Source organism: Streptococcus sp. 5905 (assembly GCF_013276505.1).
GTDB lineage: Bacteria > Bacillota > Bacilli > Lactobacillales > Streptococcaceae > Streptococcus.
Window position 1 is genome coordinate 194,802 of sequence record NZ_VMLC01000001.1, and the last position, 25,525, is coordinate 220,326.

27 protein-coding genes and 1 pseudogene are annotated in these 25,525 nt (G+C 42.5%); 14 read left to right on the top strand and 14 right to left on the bottom strand.

Annotated elements, in window-relative coordinates; translation table 11 throughout:
• The first annotated feature begins 10 nt into the window (after window positions 1–10).
• The 9 genes from HT680_RS00880 to dtd all read left to right on the top strand — a co-directional run bounded on the left by HT680_RS00880 (window position 11) and on the right by dtd (window position 8,854).
• The gene (locus HT680_RS00880) at window positions 11–877 is read left to right on the top strand and encodes a GNAT family N-acetyltransferase (RefSeq protein ID WP_173257550.1); all 867 of its coding nucleotides are present in this window, start codon (window positions 11–13) and stop codon (window positions 875–877) included.
• A 4-nt stretch (window positions 878–881) separates the two neighbouring features.
• Window positions 882–1,646 carry a nucleoside phosphorylase gene (locus HT680_RS00885; protein WP_173258618.1) on the top strand — a complete coding sequence of 255 codons (765 nt, stop codon included), beginning with the start codon at window positions 882–884 and terminating at the stop codon, window positions 1,644–1,646.
• An 8-nt stretch (window positions 1,647–1,654) separates the two neighbouring features.
• Complete coding sequence (locus HT680_RS00890) at window positions 1,655–2,176, top strand: dihydrofolate reductase family protein (RefSeq protein ID WP_048777338.1); 522 nt, start codon at window positions 1,655–1,657, stop codon at window positions 2,174–2,176.
• 17 nt (window positions 2,177–2,193) lie between these two features.
• Window positions 2,194–3,537: a cysteine--tRNA ligase gene (cysS, locus tag HT680_RS00895; protein ID WP_173257552.1), complete on the top strand. Its 1,344-nt coding sequence runs from the start codon at window positions 2,194–2,196 to the stop codon at window positions 3,535–3,537.
• Complete coding sequence (locus HT680_RS00900) at window positions 3,530–3,916, top strand: Mini-ribonuclease 3 (protein ID WP_084946389.1); 387 nt, start codon at window positions 3,530–3,532, stop codon at window positions 3,914–3,916. The genes cysS and HT680_RS00900 overlap by 8 nt, the downstream gene beginning before the upstream one ends.
• A gap of 3 nt (window positions 3,917–3,919) precedes the next feature.
• Window positions 3,920–4,789, top strand: a complete 870-nt coding sequence (locus HT680_RS00905; RefSeq protein ID WP_173257554.1) for a PucR family transcriptional regulator — start codon at window positions 3,920–3,922, stop codon at window positions 4,787–4,789.
• A 113-nt stretch (window positions 4,790–4,902) separates the two neighbouring features.
• Window positions 4,903–6,033, top strand: coding sequence for a sn-glycerol-3-phosphate ABC transporter ATP-binding protein UgpC (gene ugpC / locus HT680_RS00910; protein ID WP_000229937.1), 1,131 nt, complete (start codon window positions 4,903–4,905; stop codon window positions 6,031–6,033).
• A gap of 143 nt (window positions 6,034–6,176) precedes the next feature.
• Window positions 6,177–8,393 carry a bifunctional (p)ppGpp synthetase/guanosine-3',5'-bis(diphosphate) 3'-pyrophosphohydrolase gene (locus HT680_RS00915; RefSeq protein ID WP_173257556.1) on the top strand — a complete coding sequence of 739 codons (2,217 nt, stop codon included), beginning with the start codon at window positions 6,177–6,179 and terminating at the stop codon, window positions 8,391–8,393.
• A gap of 17 nt (window positions 8,394–8,410) precedes the next feature.
• Window positions 8,411–8,854 carry a D-aminoacyl-tRNA deacylase gene (gene dtd, locus HT680_RS00920; RefSeq protein ID WP_173257558.1) on the top strand — a complete coding sequence of 148 codons (444 nt, stop codon included), beginning with the start codon at window positions 8,411–8,413 and terminating at the stop codon, window positions 8,852–8,854.
• Between the two features lie 30 nt (window positions 8,855–8,884).
• Here the strand turns inward: dtd and HT680_RS00925 are convergent, their stop codons facing one another.
• From HT680_RS00925 to HT680_RS00950, 6 genes are all read right to left on the bottom strand, one after another.
• The gene (locus HT680_RS00925; protein ID WP_173257560.1) at window positions 8,885–9,298 is read right to left on the bottom strand and encodes a hypothetical protein; all 414 of its coding nucleotides are present in this window, start codon (window positions 9,296–9,298) and stop codon (window positions 8,885–8,887) included.
• Between the two features lie 107 nt (window positions 9,299–9,405).
• Entirely contained in the window at window positions 9,406–10,056 is a 651-nt protein-coding gene (locus HT680_RS00930; RefSeq protein ID WP_125394774.1) for a metal-dependent transcriptional regulator, read from the bottom strand.
• A gap of 83 nt (window positions 10,057–10,139) precedes the next feature.
• A complete protein-coding gene (gene tpx / locus HT680_RS00935; protein WP_000206539.1) occupies window positions 10,140–10,634 on the bottom strand; it encodes a thiol peroxidase in 495 nt (164 codons plus the stop codon).
• Window positions 10,635–10,757: 123 nt separating this feature from the next.
• Window positions 10,758–11,690 (bottom strand): metal ABC transporter substrate-binding protein, encoded by a 933-nt coding sequence (locus HT680_RS00940; RefSeq protein ID WP_173257562.1) that lies wholly within the window; start codon window positions 11,688–11,690, stop codon window positions 10,758–10,760.
• A 26-nt stretch (window positions 11,691–11,716) separates the two neighbouring features.
• A complete protein-coding gene (locus tag HT680_RS00945; RefSeq protein ID WP_173257564.1) occupies window positions 11,717–12,565 on the bottom strand; it encodes a metal ABC transporter permease in 849 nt (282 codons plus the stop codon).
• Window positions 12,562–13,284 (bottom strand): metal ABC transporter ATP-binding protein, encoded by a 723-nt coding sequence (locus tag HT680_RS00950; protein ID WP_173257566.1) that lies wholly within the window; start codon window positions 13,282–13,284, stop codon window positions 12,562–12,564. Before HT680_RS00950 ends, HT680_RS00945 begins: the two co-directional genes overlap by 4 nt.
• Window positions 13,285–13,463: 179 nt before the next feature.
• Between HT680_RS00950 and HT680_RS00955 the strand changes: the two genes are divergently transcribed.
• Window positions 13,464–15,356, top strand: a complete 1,893-nt coding sequence (locus tag HT680_RS00955; protein ID WP_173257568.1) for a M13 family metallopeptidase — start codon at window positions 13,464–13,466, stop codon at window positions 15,354–15,356.
• 38 nt (window positions 15,357–15,394) lie between these two features.
• Here the strand turns inward: HT680_RS00955 and HT680_RS00960 are convergent, their stop codons facing one another.
• The 4 genes from HT680_RS00960 to HT680_RS00975 all read right to left on the bottom strand — a co-directional run bounded on the left by HT680_RS00960 (window position 15,395) and on the right by HT680_RS00975 (window position 18,725).
• Window positions 15,395–16,024: an MBL fold metallo-hydrolase gene (locus tag HT680_RS00960; protein WP_000862866.1), complete on the bottom strand. Its 630-nt coding sequence runs from the start codon at window positions 16,022–16,024 to the stop codon at window positions 15,395–15,397.
• Window positions 16,025–16,087: 63 nt separating this feature from the next.
• On the bottom strand, window positions 16,088–17,182 hold the full coding sequence (locus HT680_RS00965; RefSeq protein WP_173257570.1) for a DUF2974 domain-containing protein: 1,095 nt from the start codon (window positions 17,180–17,182) through the stop codon (window positions 16,088–16,090).
• Between the two features lie 111 nt (window positions 17,183–17,293).
• Window positions 17,294–18,070 (bottom strand): ferredoxin reductase, encoded by a 777-nt coding sequence (locus HT680_RS00970; RefSeq protein WP_173257572.1) that lies wholly within the window; start codon window positions 18,068–18,070, stop codon window positions 17,294–17,296.
• 85 nt (window positions 18,071–18,155) lie between these two features.
• A complete protein-coding gene (locus tag HT680_RS00975) occupies window positions 18,156–18,725 on the bottom strand; it encodes a TetR/AcrR family transcriptional regulator (protein ID WP_345890215.1) in 570 nt (189 codons plus the stop codon).
• Between the two features lie 321 nt (window positions 18,726–19,046).
• Here HT680_RS00975 and HT680_RS00980 point away from each other — a divergent pair, with 321 nt between their 5' ends.
• Together HT680_RS00980 and HT680_RS00985 are read left to right on the top strand one after the other, a co-directional pair.
• Window positions 19,047–19,724: a response regulator transcription factor gene (locus HT680_RS00980; RefSeq protein WP_173257576.1), complete on the top strand. Its 678-nt coding sequence runs from the start codon at window positions 19,047–19,049 to the stop codon at window positions 19,722–19,724.
• Window positions 19,717–20,691, top strand: a complete 975-nt coding sequence (locus tag HT680_RS00985) for a sensor histidine kinase (RefSeq protein WP_173257578.1) — start codon at window positions 19,717–19,719, stop codon at window positions 20,689–20,691. Before HT680_RS00980 ends, HT680_RS00985 begins: the two co-directional genes overlap by 8 nt.
• 47 nt (window positions 20,692–20,738) lie before the next feature.
• On the opposite strand, the gene thrS is transcribed toward HT680_RS00985, so the two are convergent.
• The 4 genes and pseudogenes from thrS to HT680_RS01000 all read right to left on the bottom strand — a co-directional run bounded on the left by thrS (window position 20,739) and on the right by HT680_RS01000 (window position 23,951).
• Complete coding sequence (gene thrS, locus HT680_RS00990; RefSeq protein ID WP_173257580.1) at window positions 20,739–22,682, bottom strand: threonine--tRNA ligase; 1,944 nt, start codon at window positions 22,680–22,682, stop codon at window positions 20,739–20,741.
• A complete protein-coding gene (locus tag HT680_RS00995) occupies window positions 22,675–23,319 on the bottom strand; it encodes an AAA family ATPase (RefSeq protein WP_173257582.1) in 645 nt (214 codons plus the stop codon). Before HT680_RS00995 ends, thrS begins: the two co-directional genes overlap by 8 nt.
• Window positions 23,316–23,503: pseudogene (locus tag HT680_RS09265) on the bottom strand (hypothetical protein). The gene HT680_RS00995 and the pseudogene HT680_RS09265 overlap by 4 nt, the downstream one beginning before the upstream one ends.
• Before the next feature lie 73 nt (window positions 23,504–23,576).
• Window positions 23,577–23,951 carry a hypothetical protein gene (locus HT680_RS01000; RefSeq protein WP_061452873.1) on the bottom strand — a complete coding sequence of 125 codons (375 nt, stop codon included), beginning with the start codon at window positions 23,949–23,951 and terminating at the stop codon, window positions 23,577–23,579.
• A 196-nt stretch (window positions 23,952–24,147) separates the two neighbouring features.
• Here HT680_RS01000 and HT680_RS01005 point away from each other — a divergent pair, with 196 nt between their 5' ends.
• Together HT680_RS01005 and HT680_RS01010 are read left to right on the top strand one after the other, a co-directional pair.
• Entirely contained in the window at window positions 24,148–24,990 is an 843-nt protein-coding gene (locus HT680_RS01005) for a metallophosphoesterase family protein (RefSeq protein ID WP_173257584.1), read from the top strand.
• Between the two features lie 56 nt (window positions 24,991–25,046).
• Entirely contained in the window at window positions 25,047–25,484 is a 438-nt protein-coding gene (locus tag HT680_RS01010) for an Rrf2 family transcriptional regulator (protein ID WP_173257586.1), read from the top strand.
• Window positions 25,485–25,525 lie beyond the last annotated feature (41 nt).

Below are 25,525 nucleotides of genomic sequence, written 5' to 3' on the forward strand. Positions count from 1 at the left end.
GGATACCTATATGATTCAAGCAAGAAATAAGTTGAGCCAAGAAGAGTTATTTGAAGCGAAAAAACTAATTGACTGTTGCCAAGCCTATGATGGAACTTATCGTGATCCCTATCTTTCTAACATGCTTAATTTTGACCCAAACATGCCCGCCTTTTTCCTTTATTATGAAAAAGGCGAACTTGTTGGTCTATTAACTGTCTATGCTGATGACCAAGATGTGGAAGTGACGATACTGGTTCATCCAAATCATCGCCGTCAGGGAATTGCGCGTGCTTTGTTTACGAGTTTTGAGAAAGAAACGGCTTCTTTCCCTATTCGTTCAGTTACTTTTCAGACAGAACGTATTTTTCTAGAGCGTCATCCTGATTTTGTTAGCAACTGGGGATTGGTCGAGGATGAAGATACAGAAACCTGGTTAGGTAAGGATAGAAGACCTTATCCGTTAGCAAATGTTTCCAATCTTGAAGTTTTGTTAGCAGATAGTTCGTATCAGGATCAAATTAGTCAGTTGAAATTTCAGGCATTTTCAGAGGACCATGAGTCTAGAGAGATTGTAGATAGATATGTCGCTGAAGCTCTGAAAGATCCAGAAAGTCGCCTATATATTTTATTAAAAGACGGTCAGGTTATTGGGACTTGCACGGTAGATTTATCGACTAATACGAATTACTTCTACGGTTTAGCAATATCAGAACTTGAACGTGGGAAAGGCTATGGAAGCTACTTAGCAAAATCCCTTGTCAACCAATTGATTGAGCAAAATGATAAGGAATTTCAGATTGCAGTGGAAGATAGCAATGTAGGTGCCAAGCATTTGTATGAAAAAATTGGCTTTGTCAAACAGACTCAGGTGGTTTATCTGAATGAGAAAGAATAGAAAAATGCTATTAGAAGAATTCGAAAATGTACCTGCTGTTATCGAACCAACTGATCGAAGTATTCGTGGTGGTGGAGAAATCTGTGAGACGATTATTTTGTCTTTTAATGGAGAAATCGTTGAACGAGTAAGGCAGTTTGAAGATGTTTATGAAGGTGGCTATCTAACCAATCTAAATGGCAGACTTCCATGGTATATCTATGAAAAAGATGGGAGTAAGGTAGCAGTTGCTATAGCTACGATTGGAGCCCCGATGGTTGTTGGACTCTTAGAAGAACTCAAAGCAAGAGGATTTAAGAACTTTATTGTTTTAGGTTCTTGCGGAGTTCTGGATCAATCTATTCAGGCAGATAAGATTATCCTACCAAGTTCAGCTCTACGTGATGAAGGTACAAGTTACCATTACGCTCCTGCAAGTGATGAGATAGCTTATGACGAAACTTTGCTCTTAACCATGGAAGAAGCTTTGAACAAATCTTGCATTGAGCATATTCGAACAAAGGCTTGGACCACAGATGCCTTTTATCGGGAAACGCCTGATAAGGTCAAGCGTCGCTTAGCTGCTGGGGCTCAAGTGGTGGACATGGAAGCTTCAGCTATCATGGCTTGGAGTCAATTCCGCAAGAGCAAGGTCTATCAATTCTTCTACACAGCTGACTATGTGGATCATCATAACCGAATCTGGGATGCCCGCCATGAAGAGCGGACAGCTGATGCCATGACTTTTTTCACTATCGCTTTGACAATATCAAAGGAACTAGAAAGGTAACTACAAGAATGGCAGTATATTTTTACGGCTGTATCACCATGGATGGCTACTTGGCAGACAGCCAGCACAGGATAGACTGGCTGCATCAGCTTGGTTCTGTAGAGGATACAGGCTATGATGACTTTTACAGGCAAATGGATATCACCATCATGGGCAAGCGGACCTTTGAGGAAATCCAAGATTTGCAAGATGTAGAAAGTTTTTATCAAGCTACGGAAAACTATGTCTTTACGCATGATAGGCACCTGCCTGTCAGCAATTACCAGCCAGTAGCTGGGGATGTGGTGGACTTTGTTCACCAGATTGATAAAGGCAAAAATGTCTTTGTGATTGGTGGTAATTCCTTGGTAAGACCGCTCTTGGATGCGGATCTTTTCGACCACCTCATTATTCAGATAGCGCCCCTTATCCTAGGAAAGGGGGTTCCCCTCTTTACCCAAGAGGAAGGGCAGCGCTTTTACCAACTGGATAGCCTCAGACAATTTGGCCCTTTTGCAGAGCTGGTTTTCAGCCGAAAAAGTCAGAAATAGAGAAGGGAGTGGACCGCATGATTAAAATTTACGACACCATGACCCGCAGCCTACGTGAATTTGTGCCCATTGAAGAGGGCAAGGTTCGCATGTATGTCTGTGGGCCAACCGTCTACAACTATATCCACGTTGGGAATGCTCGTTCAACGGTAGCCTTTGATACCATTCGTCGCTACTTTGAATATCGTGGCTATGAGGTTGCCTATATTTCCAATTTCACGGATGTAGATGATAAGATTATCAATCGCGCCAAGGAAGAAGGAATCACGCCTCAAGAGGTTGCGGACAAGTACATTGCTGCCTTTCGTGAAGACGTGACGGCCTTAGGCGTCAAACCTGCTACTCGCCATCCGCGTGTAGTGGAGTTTATGGCGGACATTATCCGTTTTGTGGAAGACTTGATTGAGAAAGGCTATGCTTATGAGAGTCAAGGGGATGTTTACTTCCGTGTAGAAAAATCACATAACTATGCTAAATTGGCCAATAAAACCTTAGAAGATTTGGAGCTAGGTGCTTCAGGTCGTACCGATGAAGAAACGGATCGTAAGGAAAATCCTGTAGACTTTGCCCTTTGGAAAGCTGCCAAACTAGGCGAGATTTCTTGGGACAGTCCTTGGGGACCTGGTCGTCCGGGCTGGCATATCGAGTGTTCGGTCATGTCGACAGAGATTTTGGGCGATACCATTGATATTCACGGTGGTGGAGCCGATCTTGAATTTCCTCACCATACCAATGAAATTGTCCAGTCAGAAGCCAAAACAGGCAAGACTTTTGCTAACTACTGGATGCACAATGGCTTTGTCAATATAGACAATGTCAAGATGTCTAAATCCTTGGGCAACTTTATTACCGTGCATGATGCTCTTAAGACCATTGATGGTCAAGTACTTCGCTTCTTCTTTGCGACTCAGCATTACCGTAAGCCTATCAACTTTACGGAAAAAGCAGTGCGAGACGCCGAGACCAATCTTAAGTATCTAAAGAACACTTATGAGCAACCATTTACAGGAACGGTGGATACCCAAGAATTACAAGCTTTTAAAGATAAGTTTGTGGCGGCTATGGATGAGGATTTCAACTCTGCCAACGGTATCACAGTTGTCTTTGAAATGGCCAAATGGATCAACTCTGGCAACTATGATGCAAGTGTTAAGAAAGCTCTTGCAGATATGTTGGAAGTCTTTGGGATTGTCTTTGTAGAGGAAGTTTTGGATGCAGATATTGAAGCCTTAATCCAAAAACGTCAAGAAGCGCGTGCTAATCGTGACTTTGCGACAGCAGACCAAATCCGTGACCAATTGGCTGCTCAAGGAATTAAACTACTGGATACAAAAGATGGAGTGAGGTGGACACGTGATTGATGTCAATCTCATTAACGGGATTGCGCTAGCTTTTGAGGGAGATGCGGTTTATTCCATGTATATCCGTCGCCATCTCATCCTCAAAGGCATGACCAAACCCAACAAGCTCCACCAAGAGGCGACCAAGTATGTCTCAGCCAAGGCTCAGGCTTGCTTGATTGCCCTCATGTTGGAGGAGCAAGTCTTGACGGATAAAGAAGAAGAAATCTACAAACGAGGTCGCAATACCAATAGCCACACAAAGGCTAAAAATGCTGATGTGGTGACCTATCGCATGTCTACAGGTTTTGAAGCAGTGATGGGCTATCTCCATCTGACTGAAAATGTGGAGCGTCTAGAGACCCTAATTTCTTGGTGCATCCAAAAAGTGGAGGGCTAGGATATGATTGCAAAGGAATTACAAGACTGGTTTCCTGAGGCTCAGATTTCAGATCAGCCAGTAGAGAAACCAGGCTATCTTACTCTCCCTTTAGCTTCTCAGCAGTGGATTTTACTGGAGGAAGCTGGGCTCAGCGAGCGTGAAAAGCAGTTGGTTGCCCTTTTGACCCAGCAGGAGCACGCTCGTTCGCTCAATCCTTGGTATCTCTATCTGATTGAGGGGAAGGGGCAGGCGCCGCAAACATTTAAAAAAATTCAGCTGGTTTATTGCCATCTTTCCTATTTCCAACAGGAAAATCTATCCTCTTGGCTAGATATGATGCGGACTCTCTTTCCAAACTGCCAGACAGTGCTACAGGTCGGTGCTCAGGATTATGTATTTGTGCTTCAACAAGATAAGTACACCTCTGTTCGCTCAATCTTATCTGATACGATTGAAGCGGTTGAGTATGACTTTGGTCTTCGTCTATCTATCATGTTGGGGCAGGTTTGGTCTCAGACTGGGTATCAGGCTCTGTCAGATTTAATCCAAGCGGAGCGGGACTTGTTTAAGACTTGGTGGCGTCAAGGTCATCAAGGTGTTCATACCTTTTCACAACTCTATCTTTGGAGTATGGGGGAAAGACTTGTGGACCTGAAGGTAATCAAGGAATGCCTGCACCAGATGATTTTGGATCAAGACCAGGTTCAGGAAATTATCCTTTCTCTCTGGGAAAATAGTGCTGTCCTAACTAAAACAGCCCAGCAACTCTATCTACATCGCAATTCTCTCCAATACAAGATTGACAAATGGGAAGAATTGACAGGGCTTCAGTTGAAGGAATTGACCGACCTGACCTTGTGTTATCAGTTGATTTTACCAGATATTCTTTAAAGTTTTGTGCAAGTTGCACAGAACTTTTTTATTTTTTTGGTCACCTTGCCATAGAAATGTAAAGCGTTTTCATCTATAATGAAACTATCAAAATACAAAAGGAGTTCACCTCAATGGTAGAATTAAATCTTAAAAACATCTACAAAAAATATCCAAACAGCGAACACTACTCAGTTGAAGACTTCAACTTGGACATCAAAGATAAAGAATTTATCGTTTTCGTAGGTCCTTCTGGATGTGGTAAATCAACAACTCTTCGTATGATTGCTGGTCTTGAAGACATCACAGAAGGTACTGCATCTATCGATGGCGTGGTTGTCAACGACGTAGCTCCAAAAGACCGTGATATCGCCATGGTTTTCCAAAACTACGCTCTTTACCCACACATGACTGTATATGACAACATGGCTTTCGGTTTGAAATTGCGTAAATACAGCAAGGAAGATATCGACAAACGTGTGCAAGAAGCAGCAGCAATCCTTGGTTTGAAAGAATTTTTGGATCGTAAACCTGCTGACCTCTCAGGTGGTCAACGTCAACGTGTTGCCATGGGTCGTGCCATCGTCCGTGATGCAAAAGTATTCTTGATGGACGAACCTTTGTCAAACTTGGATGCCAAACTTCGTGTATCTATGCGTGCTGAAATTGCGAAGATTCACCGTCGTATCGGTGCTACAACTATCTACGTAACTCACGACCAAACAGAAGCGATGACTCTTGCAGACCGTATCGTTATCATGTCAGCAACTAAGAACCCAGCTGGTACAGGTACTATCGGACGTGTAGAACAAATCGGTACACCTCAAGAAGTTTACAAAAACCCAGTTAACAAATTTGTAGCAGGATTCATCGGAAGCCCAGCTATGAACTTCATCAATGTGAAATTAGAAGGCAACGAAATTGTTTCTGACGGTTTCCGCTTGAAAGTTCCAGAAGGCGCTTTGAAAGTTCTTCGTGAAAAAGGCTACGAAGGAAAAGAATTGATCTTCGGTATTCGTCCAGAAGATGTGAATGCAGAACCTGCTTTCCTTGAAACATTCCCAGAATCAGTTGTCAAAGCTACTATTTCAGTATCAGAATTGCTTGGTTCAGAATCTCACCTTTACTGCCAAGTTGGTAAAGATGAATTTGTTGCAAAAGTGGATGCTCGTGACTACTTGCAAACAGGTGCAACAGTTGAACTTGGATTTGACTTGAACAAAGCACACTTCTTCGACGTAGAAACTGAAAAAACAGTTTACTAAGATAAATAAAATAACAAAGCACTGCAGAGTCTCTCTTGCAGTGTTTTTCTTTTAATTGCTTAGGCTAGGCATGAAAACAGGCTTTTCTAGTTTTAATATTCTTAAAAAAGTGATAAAATGGTAGGAAGAATTGGAGAGAATAGATGCCGAAAGAAGTGAATTTGACGGGCGATGAGGTTGTCGCTTTAACGCAAAAATATTTATCGAAGGAAGATGTTGCTTTTGTACATAAAGCCTTGGTTTACGCAGTTGAATGCCATAGTGGGCAATACCGTAAATCTGGCGAGCCCTATATTATTCATCCCATTCAGGTGGCAGGGATTTTAGCCAAACTCAAGCTAGATGCCGTGACAGTTGCCTGTGGTTTTTTGCATGACGTGGTGGAGGATACGGATGCGACACTGGATGATTTAGAGCAAGAGTTTGGTCATGATGTTCGTATCATTGTTGATGGAGTGACTAAGCTTGGTAAGGTCGAGTACAAATCGATCGAGGAGCAATTAGCGGAAAATCACCGCAAGATGCTTATGGCCATGTCTGAGGATATCCGCGTTATCTTGGTTAAACTGTCTGACCGCTTGCATAACATGAGAACGCTTAACCACCTACGAAAAGACAAGCAGGAACGCATTTCCAGAGAAACCATGGAAATCTATGCACCACTTGCTCATCGTCTAGGGATTTCCAGCGTCAAGTGGGAGTTAGAAGACTTGTCCTTCCGCTATCTCAATCCAACTGAGTTTTACAAGATCACTCACATGATGAAGGAAAAACGCAGAGAGCGTGAGGCTTTGGTTGATGAAGTCGTGACAAAGTTAGAGGAGTACACTTCCGAACGCAATCTAAAAGGGAAAATCTATGGTCGTCCCAAGCATATCTACTCTATCTATCGCAAGATGCAGGATAAGAAGAAACGCTTTGAGGAAATCTATGACCTGATTGCCATCCGCTGTATTTTAGAGACTCATAGTGATGTCTATGCCATGCTTGGCTATGTGCATGAGCTGTGGAAACCGATGCCAGGGCGCTTCAAAGACTATATCGCCAATCGTAAGGCTAATGGTTACCAGTCTATCCATACGACTGTTTATGGACCAAAAGGGCCGATTGAATTCCAGATTCGGACCAAGGAAATGCACGAGGTGGCTGAGTACGGGGTAGCGGCTCACTGGGCATATAAGAAAGGAATCAAGGGTCAGGTCAACAGCAAAGAATCAGCTATCGGGATGAACTGGATCAAGGAAATGATTGAGTTGCAAGACCAGGCTGATGATGCCAAGGAATTTGTGGAGTCTGTTAAGGAAAACTACCTAGCTGAGGAGATTTATGTCTTTACTCCAGATGGGGCTGTACGTTCCCTCCCAAAAGATTCTGGCCCCATTGACTTTGCCTATGAAATTCATACCAAAGTCGGTGAAAAAGCAACTGGTGCTAAGGTCAATGGCCGCATGGTTCCTCTGACAACCAAGCTCAAAACTGGGGACCAGGTCGAAATTGTCACCAACCCTAACTCATTTGGGCCGAGTCGTGACTGGCTCAACATGGTTAAGACTAGCAAGGCACGCAACAAGATTCGTCAGTTCTTTAAAAACCAAGATAAGGAATTGTCTGTTAACAAGGGCCGTGAAATGCTGATAGCTCAGTTCCAAGAAAACGGCTATGTAGCCAATAAATTCATGGACAAGCGTCACATGGACCAAGTCCTTCAAAAGACTAGCTACAAGACAGAAGAGTCTCTCTTTGCGGCCATTGGTTTTGGAGAAATCGGGGCCATTACAGTTTTTAATCGTCTGACTGAAAAGGAACGCCGTGAGGAAGAGCGTGCCAAGGCCAAGGCGGAAGCAGAAGAACTTGTTAAAGGTGGCGAGGTTAAGGTTGAAAACAAAGAAACCCTCAAGGTCAAGCATGAGGGTGGTGTGGTGATTGAAGGTGCCTCAGGACTCCTCGTTCGGATTGCCAAGTGTTGCAATCCGGTTCCGGGTGACGATATTGTCGGCTACATCACCAAGGGCCGTGGTGTGGCCATTCACCGCGTGGACTGTATGAACCTTCGCGCCCAAGAAAACTACGAGCAACGTCTCCTTGATGTGGAATGGGAAGACCAGTACTCAAGCAAGGAATATATTGCTCACATCGATATCTACGGCCTCAATCGGACAGGTCTCTTAAATGATGTTCTGCAGGTTCTTTCCAACACAACTAAGAATATCTCAACCGTTAACGCTCAACCAACCAAGGATATGAAATTTGCCAATATCCATGTGTCTTTTGGAATTTCAAACCTTTCTACGCTGACAACGGTCGTTGACAAAATCAAGAGTGTGCCAGAGGTTTACTCAGTCAAACGAACCAACGGCTAATTAATAGAAAGGCGCTTATGAAAATCATCATTCAACGGGTTAAAAAAGCCCAAGTGAGTATCGAAGGTCAGGTTCAGGGGAAAATCAATCAGGGTCTCTTATTGTTGGTCGGTGTAGGCCCAGAGGACCAAGAGGAAGATCTGGATTATGCTGTGAGAAAACTGGTCAACATGCGGATTTTTTCAGATGCAGAAGGCAAGATGAATCTGTCTGTCAAGGATATTGAAGGGGAAATTCTTTCTATTTCTCAGTTTACCCTCTTTGCAGATACTAAGAAGGGGAATCGTCCAGCTTTTACAGGAGCAGCCAAGCCTGATATGGCAGCTAACTTCTATAACGCTTTCAATCAGAAGCTAGCTCAGGAAGTGCACGTTCAGACAGGCATCTTTGGAGCAGATATGCAGGTTGAGCTGGTCAATGACGGACCAGTCACCATTATCCTTGATACTAAAAATAGATAAGAAAACCAAGCCAGTCGGCTTGGTTTTTGTTTATAGACACTCCCAGAAAGAGATATGTTTGTCGTAAAAGTCTGGATAGTTTTCTCTTATGTGGCTAGCCATTATATAATAAAAAGTAGAATGACAAGAAGTAACGATTGGCATAAGAGAGGAAAATCGCTGATAACTGGTGAAGACTAAAAGGATCAATAACAGAAGATCAACTGAGAGAATCCCTAAGTAGTAGAGGCGAATTTTTTTGTTAATCTGAGGATAAATCTCAGCGAATTGATGTTTGAGTCGGTTGACTAAGCGAAATAGCAGTAGTCCCTGAGCAAGGAGGAAAATAAAGCCAGAGAGTAGCATCCACTTTACAGAGGGATCGGTTTTGGAGATAAAAATTGCTAATAGTAGCAAATCGCTGAGTGCAATAGCTGCAAAATGGATTCTAAAGAGCTTTTTCATAGGAAGACCTCCCTCTTTTATCTAGCTTCATTCTACACCAAAAGAATGGGACTTACAACTAAAATAATAAAAAATCCCTGAAAGAAGTTTCTTTCAGGAATAAGGGGTTAGTTGATTTTTTCGACATAGAGTTGTTTGGCGATATCGATGCTAACTTGGAGGTCTTCACCTTTGTTGACCAGTGTAAAAGTATTGGAAAAATTATCAAACTGTTTGACTTGGAGTTGGTCACCGATATGAATTTCATGCTTTTCTAAGTATTTGAGTAGATCAAAGCTATCATGAACCCGAGTCAGGAGATAGGTTCCAGCCTCTTTAGTATCTGCTAGAGGTAGGTTGTTGATCTCAACCAAGAGTTCTCCTTTAGCAGGAATAGTTCCACCGTGGGGACAGGTTTGAGGGAAGCCAAGCAGTTTATCCAATCTCTCCACAAAGAGGTCAGAGACAGTGTGCTCTAGGACCTCAGCTTCCTCGTGGATTTGATCGCTGGTATAGTCTAGATGGTGAACTAGAAAGACTTCAATCAACCGGTGTTTGCGATAGAGCTCGGAGACTAGTTTGAGCCCAATATCTGTCAATAGATAGCCGTTCTCCTTGTCCTTGAGAATGAGATTTTCACTTTTCATGCGTTTGATCATCTCTGTTACGGCAGGTGGAGAGACCTGCATACGGGCAGCAATTTCTTTATTGGTGATTTTTTGCATTTCCGTACCGATTTCATAAATACATTTTAGGTAGTCTTCTTTATTTGGCGTCATTCGTTCCCTCTTGTCTTTTCTCTCCATCTAGTATATCAAAAAAAGCTAGATTTCTCTAGCCTTCTGCCATAATGGCTTTGATTTTAGTCCAGTTCTTTCACTGCAGCAATGGCAGCTTCAAAGTCTGGTTCCGTGTTAATGTTGTCAACGTATTCCACATAACGGATGACATTGTCAGTATCGAGAACAAAGACAGCACGTGCAAGGAGATGCCATTCGTTGATCAAGAGGGCATAATCGCGCCCGAAAGAATGGTCGAAGTAGTCTGAGAGCATGATGGCATTGTCAAGGCCTTCAGCCCCACACCAGCGTCCTTGGGCAAATGGTAGGTCCATAGAAACAGTAAGAACGACGGTATTGTCGAGGTTAGCCAGTTCTTGGTTGAATCGACGTGTTTGCGTTGAGCAGATACCAGTATCGATAGAAGGGACAACACTCAAGACTTTTTTCTTTCCATCAAAGTCAGCTAGCGTTTTTTTAGAGAGATCGGTTGTCGTAAGAGAAAAGTCAAGTGCCTTGTCTCCGACTTGCAGTTGTTTACCTGTGAAGGTTACAGGATTTCCGAGAAAAGTGGTCATAAACTACTCCATTCTTTTTTCTTTTATTCTACCGAGAATTGTCAGATTTTTCCAATGATTTGACTGGAAAGTGAAAACAAAAAAAAAACGCCAGTTCATGTGAGAACGACGTTTTTTAATGGATTATTTTGACAAACCTTCAGCAATCTTGTCAAGGTTGTATTTCATCATGTTGTAGTAGCTGTCGCCTTCTTTACCTTCTTCAGCGATTGAGTCAGTAAAGATTTGTGCGTAGATTGGGATATTTGTGTCTTGTGAAACAGTCTTCATTGGACGGTCATCGACACTTGACTCAACAAAGAGAGATGGAACTTTTGTTTGGCGAAGTTTTTCAACCAAGGTCTTGATTTGTTCAGGAGTACCTTCTTCTTCCGTGTTGATTTCCCAGATGTAGGCACTTGGGACACCGTAGGCTTTAGAGAAGTATTTGAAGCATCCTTCGCTGGTTACGATGAGTTTCTTTTCAGCAGGGATATTGTTAAATTTCTCTTTGGCTTCCTTGTCCAGTTTGTCTAGTTTCTCAGTATAGTCTTTGAGATTTTTTTCGTAGAATTCCTTGTTGCTAGGGTCCTTAGCAATCAGCTGTTTAGCGATATTTTTAGCATAAATCATCCCATTTTCAAGGTTGAGCCAAGCGTGTGGGTCTTCTTTGCCTTTCTCGTTTTGGCCTTCAAGGTAGATAACCTCAACGCCTTCGCTGACTGCAAAGTAGTCTTTGTTTTCAGTTTTCTTGGCATTTTCGACCAATTTTGTAAACCAAGCATTGCCACCAGTTTCAAGGTTGATACCGTTATAGAAAATCAAATCAGCTTGAGAAGTTTTCTTAACGTCTTCAGGAAGTGGTTCGTATTCGTGTGGATCTTGACCAACAGGAACGATACTGTGAAGATCAATCTTGTCACCAGCGATATTCTTGGTAATATCAGCGATGATTGAGTTAGTCGCTACAACTTTTAGTTTTTGGTTTGTAGATGCTGTATCTTTTTTCCCGCTAGCACAGGCAGCTAATCCAATGATAGAAAGAAAAAGAACAAGCAAAGTACCTAATTTTTTCATTAGATTCCTCCAGAAGGGTTTCCCCGTTATTTAATGATTTTTTTGTTTTTCAGTTTCAAGTATCGTTGCTTAGGAGAGATAAAGAAACTGATTAGAAAGAAGCTGGCGGATGTGAGCACGATGCTGGATCCTGCTGCGAGATTGAAACTATAGCCGATAAAGAGCCCTACAACAGAAGCCAGAGCTCCTAGGCCTGAGGAAAGAAAAATCATGCTCTTTAGGCTATTAGCATAAAGGTAAGCCGTCGCAGCTGGGGTGATCAACATGGCCACGATAAGAATGGTTCCAACACTTTGCATGGCAGTGACTGACACAAGGGTCAAGAGCACCATGAGCAGATAGTGGTAGAAATTAACGGGCATTCCCATGGCTTTAGCCAGGAGCTCGTCAAAGGATGTAATCAATAGTTGTTTAAAGAAAATCCCGATAATCAAGAGAATCAATGCCCCCATACTAATGGTAACCCACATGTCCGTATCTTGGACAGCGAGGATATTCCCAAAAAGGATATGGAAGAGGTCTGTAGAACTCTTGGCAACACTAATCAAGATGACACCTAGGGCTAAGAAAGATGAAAAGGTAATACCAATGGCAGTATCACTCTTGATGATAGAGTTTCCCTTGATGTAGGTAATGATGATGGAAGCCATCAAACCAAAGATGATCGCTCCAATAAAGAAATCAATTCCCAGGATAAAGGAAAGGGCTACGCCAGGCAAAACTGCGTGAGAGATGGCATCTCCCATGAGAGACATACCACGTAGGATGATAAAACATCCCACAGCTCCAGCAACGACTCCGATGACAATAGCTGTGATCAAGGCGTTTTGTAGGAAATGGAAATTTTGCAATCCATCGATAAATTCTGCTATCATAGGTCACCTCCATTGAAAAAGAGTTTGCTACCGTAGGCCTTCTTAAGATTGGCCTCGGTAAAGGTTTCTTCGGTCGGACCAAGGTCTATTAATTCTCGATTGAGAAGCAAAACTTGGTCGAAATAATGGGGGACTTTACTGAGGTCATGATGGACGATGAGAACTGTTTTACCAGCTTTTTTAAGGTCTCTCAGCGTATTCATGATAATCTCTTCACTGATCGAGTCAATCCCGGCAAAAGGCTCATCTAGAAAGATGTAGTCAGCTTCCTGCACTAAGCAACGGGCAATCAAAACACGTTGGAATTGTCCTCCTGAGAGCTGGCTGATTTGGCGATCAGCATAGTCTGAGAGTCCAACGATTTCAAGTGCATCTGCCACTTTTTTCCAGTGGCTGGCTTTTAAGGTGTGAAAGAGCGGTATGGATGGATAGAGTCCTAGAGAGACACATTCCTTGACCTTGATAGGGAAATTGTAGTCGATATGGATTTTTTGTTCGACATAGGCAACTCGATGTAAAGATTTCTTGACTTCTTTGTCGTCGAGAAAGGCCTGACCTTCATGTGGGATAATTCCCAACATACCTTTTAATAAAGTTGATTTTCCAGCACCATTTGGACCAATAATTCCGGTAATAGTTGGTCCGTGGAGCACTAGTGAGATATCCTTTAGTGCCAGCGTTTCTTTGTAGGAGACGCTGAGGTGTTCAATACGTATCATAACAAATTCCTCCCTCCCGTATTTAATATACATTAAAAAAAAAATTAAGTCAAGTTAATTTTTAAAAAATTTAAAATAATAACTGAAAAATGAAGAAAAAAGAGAGACCATTTTTAATTGCATTCCCAAGTGTTTTTTGCTAAGCTAGGAATAAGTGAAAATATGAAAGCGAGAACAAGATGACACGTTATCAAGACGATTTTTATGATGCAATCAATGGCGAATGGGAAAAAACAGCTGTGATTCCAGCTGATAAATCACGAACAGGTGGTTTTATTGACCTTGACGAGGAAATTGAAGAGTTGATGCTGGCGACTACAGACAAGTGGTTGGCAGGTGAAGAAGTCCCAGAGGATGCCATCCTAGCCAACTTTGTTAAGTACCATCGCATGGTACGTGATTTTGATAAGAGAGAAGCAGATGGAATCAAGCCTGTCCTTCCTCTACTTAAGGAATACCAAGACTTGGAGAGCTTCGCAGATTTTACCAGCAAACTGGCAGCGTTTGAACTAGCTGGTAAGCCAAACTTCCTCCCATTTGGCGTATCACCAGACTTTATGGATGCCAGAACCAATGTTCTCTGGGCCAGTGCACCAGGGACTATCTTGCCAGATACGACTTACTACGCTGAAGACCATCCTCAGCGTGAGGAACTCTTGACTCTTTGGAAGGAAAGTACTGCGAATCTTCTCAAAGCCTATGATTTTTCAGATGAGGAAATCGCGGACTTACTAGAGAAACGATTGGAATTGGACCGTCGCATTGCGGCTGTGGTGCTTTCTAACGAAGAAAGTTCAGAATATGCCAAACTCTACCACCCATATTCTTATGAAGATTTCAAGAAATTTGCTCCTGCACTCCCTTTGGATGATTTCTTCCAAAAGGTGATTGGACAAACGCCAGACAAGGTTATCGTAGATGAGGAACGTTTCTGGCAAGCAGCAGATCAATTTTATAGTGAAGAAGCGTGGCCTCTACTTAAAGCAACCTTGATTTTGGGTGTGGTCAATCTCTCAACAAGCTATCTGACAGATGAGATTCGTGTCTTGTCAGGTGCTTATGGTCGTGCACTTTCAGGTGTTCCAGAAGCTCAGGACAAAGTCAAGGCAGCTTATCACTTGGCCCAAGGTCCTTTCAAGCAAGCTCTTGGTCTCTGGTATGCGCATGAAAAATTCTCTCCAGAAGCTAAGGCAGACGTAGAGAAAAAAGTAGCGACCATGATTGATGTTTATAAGGAACGCTTGGCTAAGAACGACTGGCTCACACCTGAAACGCGAGATAAGGCCATTGTCAAACTCAATGTCATCAAGCCTTATATCGGTTATCCAGAGGAATTGCCAGAACGCTACAAGGACAAGGTAGTGGACGAAATTGCCAGTCTCTTTGAGAATGCCCTAGCCTTTGCGCGTGTGGAAATCAAGCACAGTTGGAGCAAGTGGAACCAACCGGTTGACTACAAGGAGTGGGGTATGCCAGCTCATATGGTCAATGCCTACTACAATCCTCAGAAGAACTTGATTGTCTTCCCAGCAGCCATTCTACAGGCTCCATTCTATGACTTGCATCAGTCGTCTTCTGCCAACTACGGTGGTATTGGTGCTGTTATTGCTCACGAGATTTCTCATGCCTTTGACACAAATGGCGCGTCCTTTGATGAAAATGGTAGTCTTAAGGATTGGTGGACAGAAAGCGACTATGCTGCCTTTAAAGAAAAAACGCAGAAAGTTATCGACCAGTTTGATGGACAAGAATCTTACGGCGCAACGATCAACGGAAAACTAACTGTATCAGAAAATGTTGCCGACTTGGGAGGAATTGCTGCAGCCCTTGAAGCTGCCAAGAGAGAGCCGGACTTCTCAGCCGAAGAATTCTTCCACAACTTTGCTCGCATCTGGCGCATGAAAGGTCGTCCAGAGTTGATGAAACTCATGGCTAGTGTTGACGTGCACGCGCCAGCTAAACTCCGTGTCAACATCCAAGTACCAAACTTCAATGACTTCTTTACAACTTATGATGTCAAAGAAGGCGACGGTATGTGGCGTTCACCAGAGGATCGTGTGATTATTTGGTAAGACTAAAACCAAGGATAGCATCCTTGGTTTTTTGCTTGCTAGAAAAAGGGATTAAAAGTCTTTTCGTGAGCGATAGTCGTAGCTGGACCATGCCCGGGATAGACATCGTAGTTAGGAAGAGTGAAGAGTTGCGTCTGAATGCTATGGAGAAGTTGTTCCGTACTACCTGTAGGAAGGTCTGTCCGTCCGATGGTTTCTCGGAATAGAGCATCTCCGGTCAAGACTAGATGAGCATCAGGAAAGACGATAGAAACGCCGCCGATAGAGTGCCCTGGGGTTGGTAGAACTGTAAAACGAAATTCCTTAAGCTGGTATTCTTCATGAAAGGCAAAGGTGTGTTCTGCTGGTTTTGCGACCACATCTGCCATATCGTCGTGACGAGGGAGACCAGAGAGATTATCTACAGGTGTATAAAGCCAGCTAGCTTCACTCTCTGCTACATAAACTGGAGGATTTCCAAAAGTCTCACGAACCAAGTCTAGACTCATAATATGGTCGTAGTGGGTGTGTGTCAGGAGAATCGCGCAGACTGGTTTGTTGATTTTTTCAATAGTCTTGCGAATAGCTTCCCAATGGCTACCTGGGTCAACCACAATCAGGTGTTGGTCTCCTTCCAGATAATAAGTGTTTTCATAAGCAACGGGATTCACGGTTTTATGGACTTTCATAAATCTTCCTCTCTCAAAGAATGTACTAAACTAAGTATAGCATAGAAGAGGATACTTAGGGTATCAAAAAGTCTTTTTCGTGCTTTGACGATTTTTCCAAGCTTGATAGCGGGTGTCAATCAAGAGTTGGGTTAAGCGCCCCATGGTTTCTCTTTCTTCGGGAGTGAGGGATTGAGCTTGTACAAAGAGTTGATGAATGTGTTCAATGGCATTGAAGGAAGAAAGATCGTTGATAGAGGAGATGCCTGCATCAAGAATGATTCCAAAAAAGAGGTCGAAGTAGAGCTGCAGTTCCGTATCAGGGACTGTCTCCACCCATTCCTTGAAGGTAGTATCGACTTGCTGGCTGTCACTATTTGTCTCATCCAGTTGGACAAAGTGTTTGTCTTCAACCTGCCAACTAAAGGTGTCGTGCTGGGCAAGACCACCTAGGGCAGTGCTTCGAACGACGATTTTTTTATCAGGAATTTCCAGCATCATCCCGATGATAGAACCTTGTGGGACAAATACTTTCGTTCTTTCCATCATGTTTTGATAGCCTGGCATTTCGGTCAGTTCCTTGTGAAGCCCAGGCGCATCAAAAGTATAGACAGCGACAATGTTTTTTTGTAAAAGGGAATCAAGGTGACTGGCAGCATAGACGGCTAGATTGCCCCCTTTTGAGTGCCCAGCCAGAATAACCTTTTGGTTGGGATGTTGGGCAAAAAAGTCCTGTAAATACTGGAGCGCGTGTTTTTGAGCTGGGATTTCCTTCATATAGGTCATATGGAAATCTTCTTTCCAACCAATGATGCTGTCATCCGTTCCGCGAAAAACAAGCAAATAGGTATCGAGACTGATACGATAAGTCATGGCTGCAAACTGTTTTTGCAATTCAGGGTCAATATCATTGATAAAATCTGAGAGCTTGCAATTTTTAAATCGTTTGTGTTGAGCGAGCTGATCCAATAACTGGAGGCGGTTTTTGCTGGTCAACATCGTCGTTTCTCTAGGGATTTGAGGTGCAAGATTTATGAGGCGCTGGGGTTCTTGGGTGACTACATCATCAAAAGCAAGGTAGGTTAATTCGGTCAAGGCAAGAACATCTAACTCATTCACGGGGAGGTCATAAAAGGAATCGTATGCTACATCATTCAAGTAGTCAAAAATATTGGCCATAAAAGCTCCTTTCTCTATGTTTATCCTATCACATTTACATAGAATTAGCTAGTAGGCTTGTTCGAATGACCTAGTAGGGTTTGATTCAGATACATAGAAGACAGGCTGCTCCTATTTCAAACCTCTAAACGAGCTTACTTGAATATTTTTGCTATCAATCCCATTTTCCTTTAAAAAATTCTTCATCTCATTTACATCATCAGGCTGGCCGGTGATGAGATAGCTGGCTTGATTGCCGTATTTATCAATAGCATTTTTTAAAAATTCTTGACTTTGAGAAAGTTCATCGCTAGTTTTATAAGTAAAATTCGATGTTTTCTGAGCCAGTTCTTTCATTTCTTTATCAAAAATAGTAACTCCTTTGTCATAATGGTTGAGAATAATTGGAGCTTTACCAGCCCATTCTTTGACAAGAGGGCGTAGAGCAGAAATGCCGACATCAGATGCAAAGCAAACTAGTGGCTGATTCGTATCTTTAACGGTCAAAGAGGAATCCAGCCAACTCATCTCAATCTCACTGCCAGCCGGTAAATGTGTCAAGGTTTCCTTAAAGAGGCTACCACTATTATGAGTTAAAATGAGGATTTCATCTTCATCAGGTGTGGAGACAATGGTTAGCCATCGACTGGTCTGCTCACCCTTAGCTTCGTTTTTCCTAGAAGCGGACGAGGTATCAGGGAGTGTGAACTTAGCATAAGCTCCAGCTTTCCAGACTTGATGACTCGGCTTTGTGATATGAATTAAATACAGATCTTCGGTGGGATTTTCGATGGATTTTATCGATAATGTTTGACTTCGTCCAAGATAGGCGATGGCACCCCAAGTTAGAAGGGCTAGTAATCCAAGTGTTGATAGAATGATAATAAACATTTTTTTACCTCTTTTCATTTTTTATGACTCCTATTCTTAATTTTGTGAATGAACTAGAAAATAATTCATTCATGTCTTTTCAAAAAATAAAGAAATCCATTCTTTATTTTAGAACTCCTTTTATGAAGTTGGTTGCAAGTATTTCAACAGTTTTGCTAATATCTGGAAAATCTTTTTCCGTGATATGCATATCCATGTAGTAAAACAGGTTGTAAACTTGTAAGATATCTTGAATCTTTTCTGGCGAGTACCCTTCAGCCTGCATACGATTTGTAAAAGTTTTAACTAGAAACTGATGAAATGGATTTGCGACTTTGCCTTCTTCCGAGGAATAGTAGCTGTGCAACTCATCTGCGATGGCAGGATTGTACCATTCTGCAAGAATTTTATTGGAAGAAACGAGAGTTCTGGACTGAGCAAAGAGTTGACCAATGAGGTCGGTCATGTCAATTTCCCAATCCAGTTCTTCGATCATAGCTTGGCGAACACGGTTGTTTTCATCTATGTAGATGTCTAGAAAAATAGCTTCTTTACTTTCGTAATAGTTATAAAAAGAGCCAACTGCCACCCCAGCTTGCCTAGCAATTTCTGAAATTCCTGTCGCCTTGTAACCCTTTTTCGAAAAAACCTCATAGGCCGCTGTCTTTAAAGCTTGTTTTTTGTTCAATCTGATTTAACCTCCTTTATTTAATGAATGAATAAATTGATTTGTTCATTCACATTCTAACAAATCATGGCTAGCTTGTCAATAAGAAGGCTAAACCTATTAAATAAGTGAAAGAAACGCTAACTAAATGAGCACAAAAAGGAAAATATAGGATAAGGCTGGAACTATAATTAAAAATAAGGTATGATATCAGTGGGAATGTTCCCTATTTAGCATCTGTTTTCTGATCTGAATTTGGGAAATAGGCTGCTAAACAGTATGAGATACTGATCCGTAAATCTGATATGAAGGGTTTTGATACTTTGAGAAATAGCAAAGGAGGAGCGCATGCACAAGATTTTACTAGTAGAAGATGACCAAGTTATTCGGCAACAAGTGGGGAAACTGCTCTCAGAATGGGGCTTTGAGGTTATTTTGGTGGAGGACTTTATGGAAGTTTTGACTCTCTTTGTTCAGTCAGAGCCTCATTTGGTCCTTATGGATATTGGCCTGCCACTCTTTAATGGCTACCACTGGTGCCAGGAGATTCGTAAGATTTCTCAGGTACCTATCATGTTTCTGTCTTCGAGAGATCAAGCGATGGATATCGTCATGGCAATCAATATGGGGGCAGATGACTTTGTGACCAAGCCTTTTGACCAGCAGGTGCTCCTTGCCAAGGTTCAGGGCTTGTTGCGCCGTTCCTATGAATTTGGGCGGGATGAAAGTCTGCTGGAGTATGCGGGTGTGATCCTCAATACAAAGTCTATGGACCTGCACTATCAGGGGGAAGTTCTGAGTTTGACCAAGAATGAATTTCAAATTTTGCGGGTCTTGTTTGAACATGCTGGCAATATCGTGGCGCGTGATGACTTGATGCGGGAACTCTGGAATAGCGACTTTTTCATCGATGACAATACCTTGTCTGTCAATGTTGCTCGCTTGCGTAAAAAGTTGGAGGAGCAAGGTTTAGTAGGCTTTATCGAAACCAAGAAAGGGATAGGATACGGACTGAAACATGCTTGATTGGAAATCATTTTGTCTAGCCTATCTGCGTTCTCGCAGTCGCGTTTTTACCTATATTTTTTCATTAGGCTTTCTCGTCCTTCTCTTTCAGTTTTTATTTGCTAGTCTAGGAACTTATTTTCTTTATTTCTTTCTGCTCAGTAGTTTTTTGACCTTCTTATTTTTGGCTTGGGATATTTTTGCAGAAGCTCAGGTTTACCGGCAGGAAGTACTCTATGCTGAGCGAGACCCCAAGTCTCCTCTAGAATGTGCGCTAGCAGAAAAGCTCGAAGAGCGTGAATCTGAATTGTATCAAAAGAAGTCTGAGGCTCAGAGCAAGCTGACGGATTTGCTGGATTACTACACCTTGTGGGTTCATCAGATCAAGACCCCCATTGTGGCTAGTCGACTTTTAGTGGCAGAAGTCTCTGATCGGGAGGTCAAGCAGCAACTGGAACAGGAAATCTTCAAGATTGACTCCTATACCAATCTGGTGTTGCAGTATCTTCGTTTGGAAAGCTTCCACGATGACTTGGTATTTGAAAAGGTTCAAGTGGAGGACTTGGTCAAGGAAGTGGTTCGTAAGTATGCCCTTTTCTTTATCCAAAAAGGACTGACGCTCAATCTCCATGACCTTGACAAAATTATCGTGACTGATAGGAAGTGGTTGTTGGTCGTCATTGAACAAATCCTTTCAAATAGCCTTAAATACACCAAAGATGGTGGGTTAGAGATTTATATGGAAGGTCAGGAGCTCTGTATCAAAGATACGGGAATCGGGATTAAAAACAGCGATGTTCTCCGAGTCTTTGAACGTGGCTTTTCAGGCTACAATGGTCGTCTAACCCAGCAATCATCTGGACTGGGCCTCTACCTATCTAAGAAAATTTCTGAAGAACTGGGTCACCAGATTCGTATCGAGTCTGAGGTTGGAAAAGGAACGACAGTAAGGATTAAATTCGCTGAAATGAAGCTCGTTATTGAGTAAAAATAAATGAGAAAAAGCCTCCGATTGGAGGCTTTTGTGCTAGGTTTTTATTTTTCAACGCGTGATTTATTTGCAATGTCAGCAAGGATAGCTTGGACAAAGTCATCAACTGAGACAGTTTGTGTTTCTTTTTGTCCATAGCGACGAACATTGACAGTTCCGTCTTCCATTTCCTTGTCGCCAACGATTAATTGGTAAGGAATCTTGCTGGTTTGTGAAGCACGGATCTTGAATTGCATTTTTTCATTGCGCTCATCTACGTCTGCACGGACACCATGGTCACGGAGTTTCTTAGCCACTTCCCAAGCGTAATCCACATGTTTTTCGTTAGAAACTGGGATAAGGGTTACTTGGTGTGGTGCAAGCCATGTTGGGAAGGCACCCTTGTAGTTCTCAATCAAGATAGCTGTAAAGCGTTCCATAGTTGAGATAACCCCACGGTGGATCATAACTGGACGGTGTTCTTCACCATCAGCCCCGATGTATTTAAGGTCAAAGCGTTCTGGAAGCAAGAAGTCAAGCTGGATAGTAGAGAGGGTTTCTTCTTTTCCAAGGGCAGTCTTAACCTGAATATCGAGTTTCGGACCGTAGAAGGCTGCTTCCCCTTCAGCTTCAAAGTAGTCCACGCCCATTTCATCAAGAGCTGCACGAAGCATGGTTTGAGCATTTTCCCACATCTCATCGTTGTCAAAGTACTTGTGAGTATCTTGAGGGTCACGAAGAGAGAGACGGAAGCGGTATTCAGTCAAGTTGAAGTCTTCATAAACATCGATAATCAACTGAAGGGCACGTTGGAATTCTTCTTGGATTTGTTCTGGAGTAACAAAGAGGTGACCGTCGTTGAGTGACATTTCACGTACACGTTGAAGACCAGTTAGGGAACCAGATTTTTCGTAACGGTGCATCATACCGATTTCAGCGATACGGATTGGCAATTCACGGTATGAGTGAACATGGTGTTTGAAGACTTGGATGTGGTGTGGGCAGTTCATTGGACGAAGGACAAATTCTTCCCCGTCACCCATATCCATGGTTGGGAACATGTCTTCTTGGTAATGATCCCAGTGACCAGAAGTCTTGTAAAGTTCAACAGAAGCAAGTGGTGGAGTGTAGACGTGTTGGTAGCCAGAAGCCAACTCCTTGTCGACAATGTAGCGTTCCAATTCACGACGGATAGTCGCACCATTTGGCAACCAGAATGGCAGTCCTTGACCAACTTCTTGTGAAATCATGAAGAGGTCAAGCTCTTTACCAAGTTTGCGGTGGTCACGTTCTTTGGCTTCTTCACGCATTTGAAGGTAGTTCTTCAAGTCTTTCTTGTCAAACCAAGCTGTTCCGTAGATCCGTTGCATCATAGCATTGTCGCTATTTCCACGCCAGTAAGCACCAGCTACATGGAGAAGGTGGAAGATTTGGATGCGACCTGTTGACGGAACGTGTGGGCCACGGCAAAGGTCCACGTATTCACCCTGACGGTAGATAGTCAATCCACCTTCGTCTTCAGAGTGTTCTTCAATCAATTCCAACTTGTAAGGATCGTTCTTGAAGATCTCACGTGCCTCGTCTTTAGTAACTTCTTCGCGGATTGATGGGAAGTTTTCTTTGACGATTTTTTGCATTTCTTCTTCGATACGAGGAAGATCTTCGTTGGAGATTTGACCAGCTTGATTATCCGTATCGTAGTAGAAGCCATCCTCAATCGCTGGACCAACCCCCAAGTGAATATCTGGGAAAAGACGACGAGCTGCTTGGGCGAACAAGTGGGCAGCTGAGTGACGCAAGATTGGAAGAGCATCTTCGTGATCAGGTGTCACGATTTCGATGGCACCATCTTCAGTGATAGCACGAGTCGTGTCGATGAGTTTGCCGTTGAATTTACCAGCCAAAGCTTTTTTAGCTAGGGAATTGCTGATAGATTGAGCAATTTCAAAAGTTGTAACGCCAGATTCGAATTCACGAACAGCGCCATCTGGGAAAGTAATCTTAATCATGGTTTTCTCCTTTAATATTTATTCTATTTTTGTTGGACAATTTTAAGAGCCGAGCAACTTCTTCCACAGTCTGATTTTCTGATTGACTGCCATCTGTTACGAGGCTAGGATAGCCTAATTTCATTGCTTCCTTACGAACCATTTGGGCAAAAAGAATGTCTCGTTGCATCCAGTTTTCAAAAGCTTGCTCAGGATTGGTTGTTCCCTCTAAAACATAAGGAACCCATTCTCTCTGTTTATAGTGCTTTTTCTGAAAATCAGCTGTCGGAGTCAAGCATAGATAGGAAGATGTTGGACATTCAAGCTTCTCTACTAAGTGAGGCAAAAGTCCTGCTCCCTCCACCAAGAGAGGTCTATCTTGATTTTTTATCAAGTAAGATTTCACATAAGGAAAAATCTCTTCATAAAAGCGCCATTCTTCATCTGCCATCTCTTCTGGATTTCTCATCCAGATTTGTTCTGGATTTCTATCCTGCCTAAGAAGGCAAATCGGCTGCGAGTCTGCACTTGCTTGACTCATCATCTCGTCTACCAAATCATCCAATTTGATATGAAGTAGCTGATACTGTCTAGCAAGAAGTGAAGCAATTGTTGACTTTCCACTGCAAGGCGATCCGCCAATCATATAAAGCATCATTCTTCCTCCTTCTGACAAAATAAAAACGACATCCTCGAAAGGACGTCGTAACGTGGTTCCACCTTCATTTATGCAAGTCAAAAAGACCTACACCTCTGATTGGCTCTAACGTGGCCACCGTTTTATGTTTTCATAAAAGTCAGTAGAGTAGTATCAGTTTAGGCTCTCTATGCGTTTCCAGCAACCACGCACTCTCTAGTAGAAAGGGACTAAGTGACTTGTCTCTATGCATTATTATAGCATGATTGCGAGATTTTTCAAGGATTTTGTGAAAGTTTTTTATTTTTTCCGTGCTGGAGCATATATTTAATACCTGAACCTGAAGCCATACCAAGTAGGGCAAAGAGTTCATAAGCTAGGAAATAAACGAGAATGAATTCATTGAAAGTGATGATGGTAAAGCAATAGAGAAGAGCAATACCGAGCAGCCACCACAGTGAGAATTGGAAACGGTAGCTATAAAGAAGGGACACGATGAAGGTTGCCAAAGGTGAAAAGAGGATGATGTTGTAAATGTAAAGCCCTTTCAGCGTATAAGGGTCAGATATCAGCAGCAAAAGCAACTCATAGAGGGGCCAGTAAAAGAAGAAAATGACAAGGCAGTATGGAATATACTTAAGATATTTCCGCATGGCAATAGTCCTCCAATCTGCAAAAATAGAGAGATGTTGAAGATCACATGATCCTAAATGAAGGGGAGCTCTCACCTATATTATAGCACGATTTGGAAGCTCTTACAAATTAATCAGGTAAGTAGTGATAGTGATTTTTTGCAGTGTTTTCTGCTATAATACTAACAGAAGAAGTAAGAGGAAATGAGGAGAAAGAATGACGAAAATAGCAGTTCTTTCAGACATACATGGGAATACAAGCGCCTTGGAAGCTGTACTGGCTGATGCAAAAGCGGAAACGGTAGATGAGTACTGGCTTTTGGGGGATATCCTTATGCCTGGAACAGGACGTAGAAGGATTTTGGACCTCTTGGCTGATTTGCCCATCACAGTAAGAGTTCTTGGAAATTGGGAGGATAGTCTCTGGAGTGGTTTGCATCGCAAGCTAGATCTAACAAAAGCTAGTCATCGCTATCTCCTACGCCAATGCCAGTATATCTTAGAAGAGATTAGCCCTGAAGAAATCGAAGACCTCCACAATCAACCCATGCAAGTTCATCGTCAGTTTGGTGATTTGACAGTGGGAATCACTCACCATCTCCCTGATAAAAACTGGGGTAGGGAGTTGATTCACACGGGCAAACAAGAAGATTTTGATAGATTGGTGACGGAACCGCATGCCTCTATCGCAGTATATGGCCATATCCACCAACAGTTGCTTCGTTATGGAAGTTATGGACAGTTGATTCTTAATCCAGGGTCCATTGGACAACCCTTCTTTTTAGATGCGGGATTACGTAAGGACCTACGGGCCCAGTATATGATCTTAGAGTTTGATGAAGCAGGTTTGTCTGATGTTGATTTTCGTCGAGTGGATTATGATGTAGAAGCCGAATTGCAGTTGGCCAAAGATTTAAAGCTCCCCTATTTCCAGGTCTACTATGAAAGTTTGGTAAATGGGATTCACCACACTCATAACCATGAGCTTTTGTATGAAATTGCTCAAGAACAAGGACATGATGCTGAGTTAGATGCGTGGTTGGATGGTGGTAATAATTGACATTACAACGTAAAAGGGTATAATGGGTATCAGATAGTATGTGAAAGGAGAAAAAGATGCAAATTTCAAGCCGATTTACCATTGCGACTCATATGTTGATCATCATTGCCATCAAGAGTCAAGAGAGCAAGGTAACCAGTGATTTTCTCGCGGCCAGTGTTGGGGTCAATCCGGTCATTATTCGCAAAACCTTGTCCCAACTCAAAAAAGCTGAACTGATATCAGTTGCGCGTGGGACGGGCGGTACCGAGATTCTCAAAGACTTACAAGATATTAGTCTTTTTGATGTTTATCAGGCAGTCGAATGTTTAGGAAAATCTGGTAAACTCTTTAGTTTCCATGACAATCCCAACCCCAACTGTCCAGTAGGGGCCAATATTCATGAAGTTTTAGATCAAAAATTGCTAGATATCCAAGAAGCGATGGAAAACCAGCTTCGTCAGACGAGTCTGGCTCAGGTTGTGGCAGATGCAGAAGCAAGAATAGTAAAATAAGAGGGCTAGGCTCCTCTTTTTCTATTGCCACAATTATGGTA

What these genes read in the sequence shown, in the direction of transcription:
- HT680_RS00880 (WP_173257550.1), top strand. Translation starts at nt 11, where the DNA reads ATGATTCAAGCAAGAAATAAGTTGAGCCAAGAAGAGTTATTTGAAGCG.
- HT680_RS00885 (WP_173258618.1), top strand. Translation starts at nt 882, where the DNA reads ATGCTATTAGAAGAATTCGAAAATGTACCTGCTGTTATCGAACCAACT.
- HT680_RS00890 (WP_048777338.1), top strand. Translation starts at nt 1,655, where the DNA reads ATGGCAGTATATTTTTACGGCTGTATCACCATGGATGGCTACTTGGCA.
- cysS (WP_173257552.1), top strand. Translation starts at nt 2,194, where the DNA reads ATGATTAAAATTTACGACACCATGACCCGCAGCCTACGTGAATTTGTG.
- HT680_RS00905 (WP_173257554.1), top strand. Translation starts at nt 3,920, where the DNA reads ATGATTGCAAAGGAATTACAAGACTGGTTTCCTGAGGCTCAGATTTCA.
- ugpC (WP_000229937.1), top strand. Translation starts at nt 4,903, where the DNA reads ATGGTAGAATTAAATCTTAAAAACATCTACAAAAAATATCCAAACAGC.
- HT680_RS00915 (WP_173257556.1), top strand. Translation starts at nt 6,177, where the DNA reads ATGCCGAAAGAAGTGAATTTGACGGGCGATGAGGTTGTCGCTTTAACG.
- dtd (WP_173257558.1), top strand. Translation starts at nt 8,411, where the DNA reads ATGAAAATCATCATTCAACGGGTTAAAAAAGCCCAAGTGAGTATCGAA.
- HT680_RS00925 (WP_173257560.1), bottom strand. Translation starts at nt 9,298, where the DNA reads ATGAAAAAGCTCTTTAGAATCCATTTTGCAGCTATTGCACTCAGCGAT.
- HT680_RS00930 (WP_125394774.1), bottom strand. Translation starts at nt 10,056, where the DNA reads ATGACGCCAAATAAAGAAGACTACCTAAAATGTATTTATGAAATCGGT.
- tpx (WP_000206539.1), bottom strand. Translation starts at nt 10,634, where the DNA reads ATGACCACTTTTCTCGGAAATCCTGTAACCTTCACAGGTAAACAACTG.
- HT680_RS00940 (WP_173257562.1), bottom strand. Translation starts at nt 11,690, where the DNA reads ATGAAAAAATTAGGTACTTTGCTTGTTCTTTTTCTTTCTATCATTGGA.
- HT680_RS00945 (WP_173257564.1), bottom strand. Translation starts at nt 12,565, where the DNA reads ATGATAGCAGAATTTATCGATGGATTGCAAAATTTCCATTTCCTACAA.
- HT680_RS00950 (WP_173257566.1), bottom strand. Translation starts at nt 13,284, where the DNA reads ATGATACGTATTGAACACCTCAGCGTCTCCTACAAAGAAACGCTGGCA.
- HT680_RS00955 (WP_173257568.1), top strand. Translation starts at nt 13,464, where the DNA reads ATGACACGTTATCAAGACGATTTTTATGATGCAATCAATGGCGAATGG.
- HT680_RS00960 (WP_000862866.1), bottom strand. Translation starts at nt 16,024, where the DNA reads ATGAAAGTCCATAAAACCGTGAATCCCGTTGCTTATGAAAACACTTAT.
- HT680_RS00965 (WP_173257570.1), bottom strand. Translation starts at nt 17,182, where the DNA reads ATGGCCAATATTTTTGACTACTTGAATGATGTAGCATACGATTCCTTT.
- HT680_RS00970 (WP_173257572.1), bottom strand. Translation starts at nt 18,070, where the DNA reads ATGAAAAGAGGTAAAAAAATGTTTATTATCATTCTATCAACACTTGGA.
- HT680_RS00980 (WP_173257576.1), top strand. Translation starts at nt 19,047, where the DNA reads ATGCACAAGATTTTACTAGTAGAAGATGACCAAGTTATTCGGCAACAA.
- HT680_RS00985 (WP_173257578.1), top strand. Translation starts at nt 19,717, where the DNA reads ATGCTTGATTGGAAATCATTTTGTCTAGCCTATCTGCGTTCTCGCAGT.
- thrS (WP_173257580.1), bottom strand. Translation starts at nt 22,682, where the DNA reads ATGATTAAGATTACTTTCCCAGATGGCGCTGTTCGTGAATTCGAATCT.
- HT680_RS00995 (WP_173257582.1), bottom strand. Translation starts at nt 23,319, where the DNA reads ATGATGCTTTATATGATTGGCGGATCGCCTTGCAGTGGAAAGTCAACA.
- HT680_RS01000 (WP_061452873.1), bottom strand. Translation starts at nt 23,951, where the DNA reads ATGCGGAAATATCTTAAGTATATTCCATACTGCCTTGTCATTTTCTTC.
- HT680_RS01005 (WP_173257584.1), top strand. Translation starts at nt 24,148, where the DNA reads ATGACGAAAATAGCAGTTCTTTCAGACATACATGGGAATACAAGCGCC.
- HT680_RS01010 (WP_173257586.1), top strand. Translation starts at nt 25,047, where the DNA reads ATGCAAATTTCAAGCCGATTTACCATTGCGACTCATATGTTGATCATC.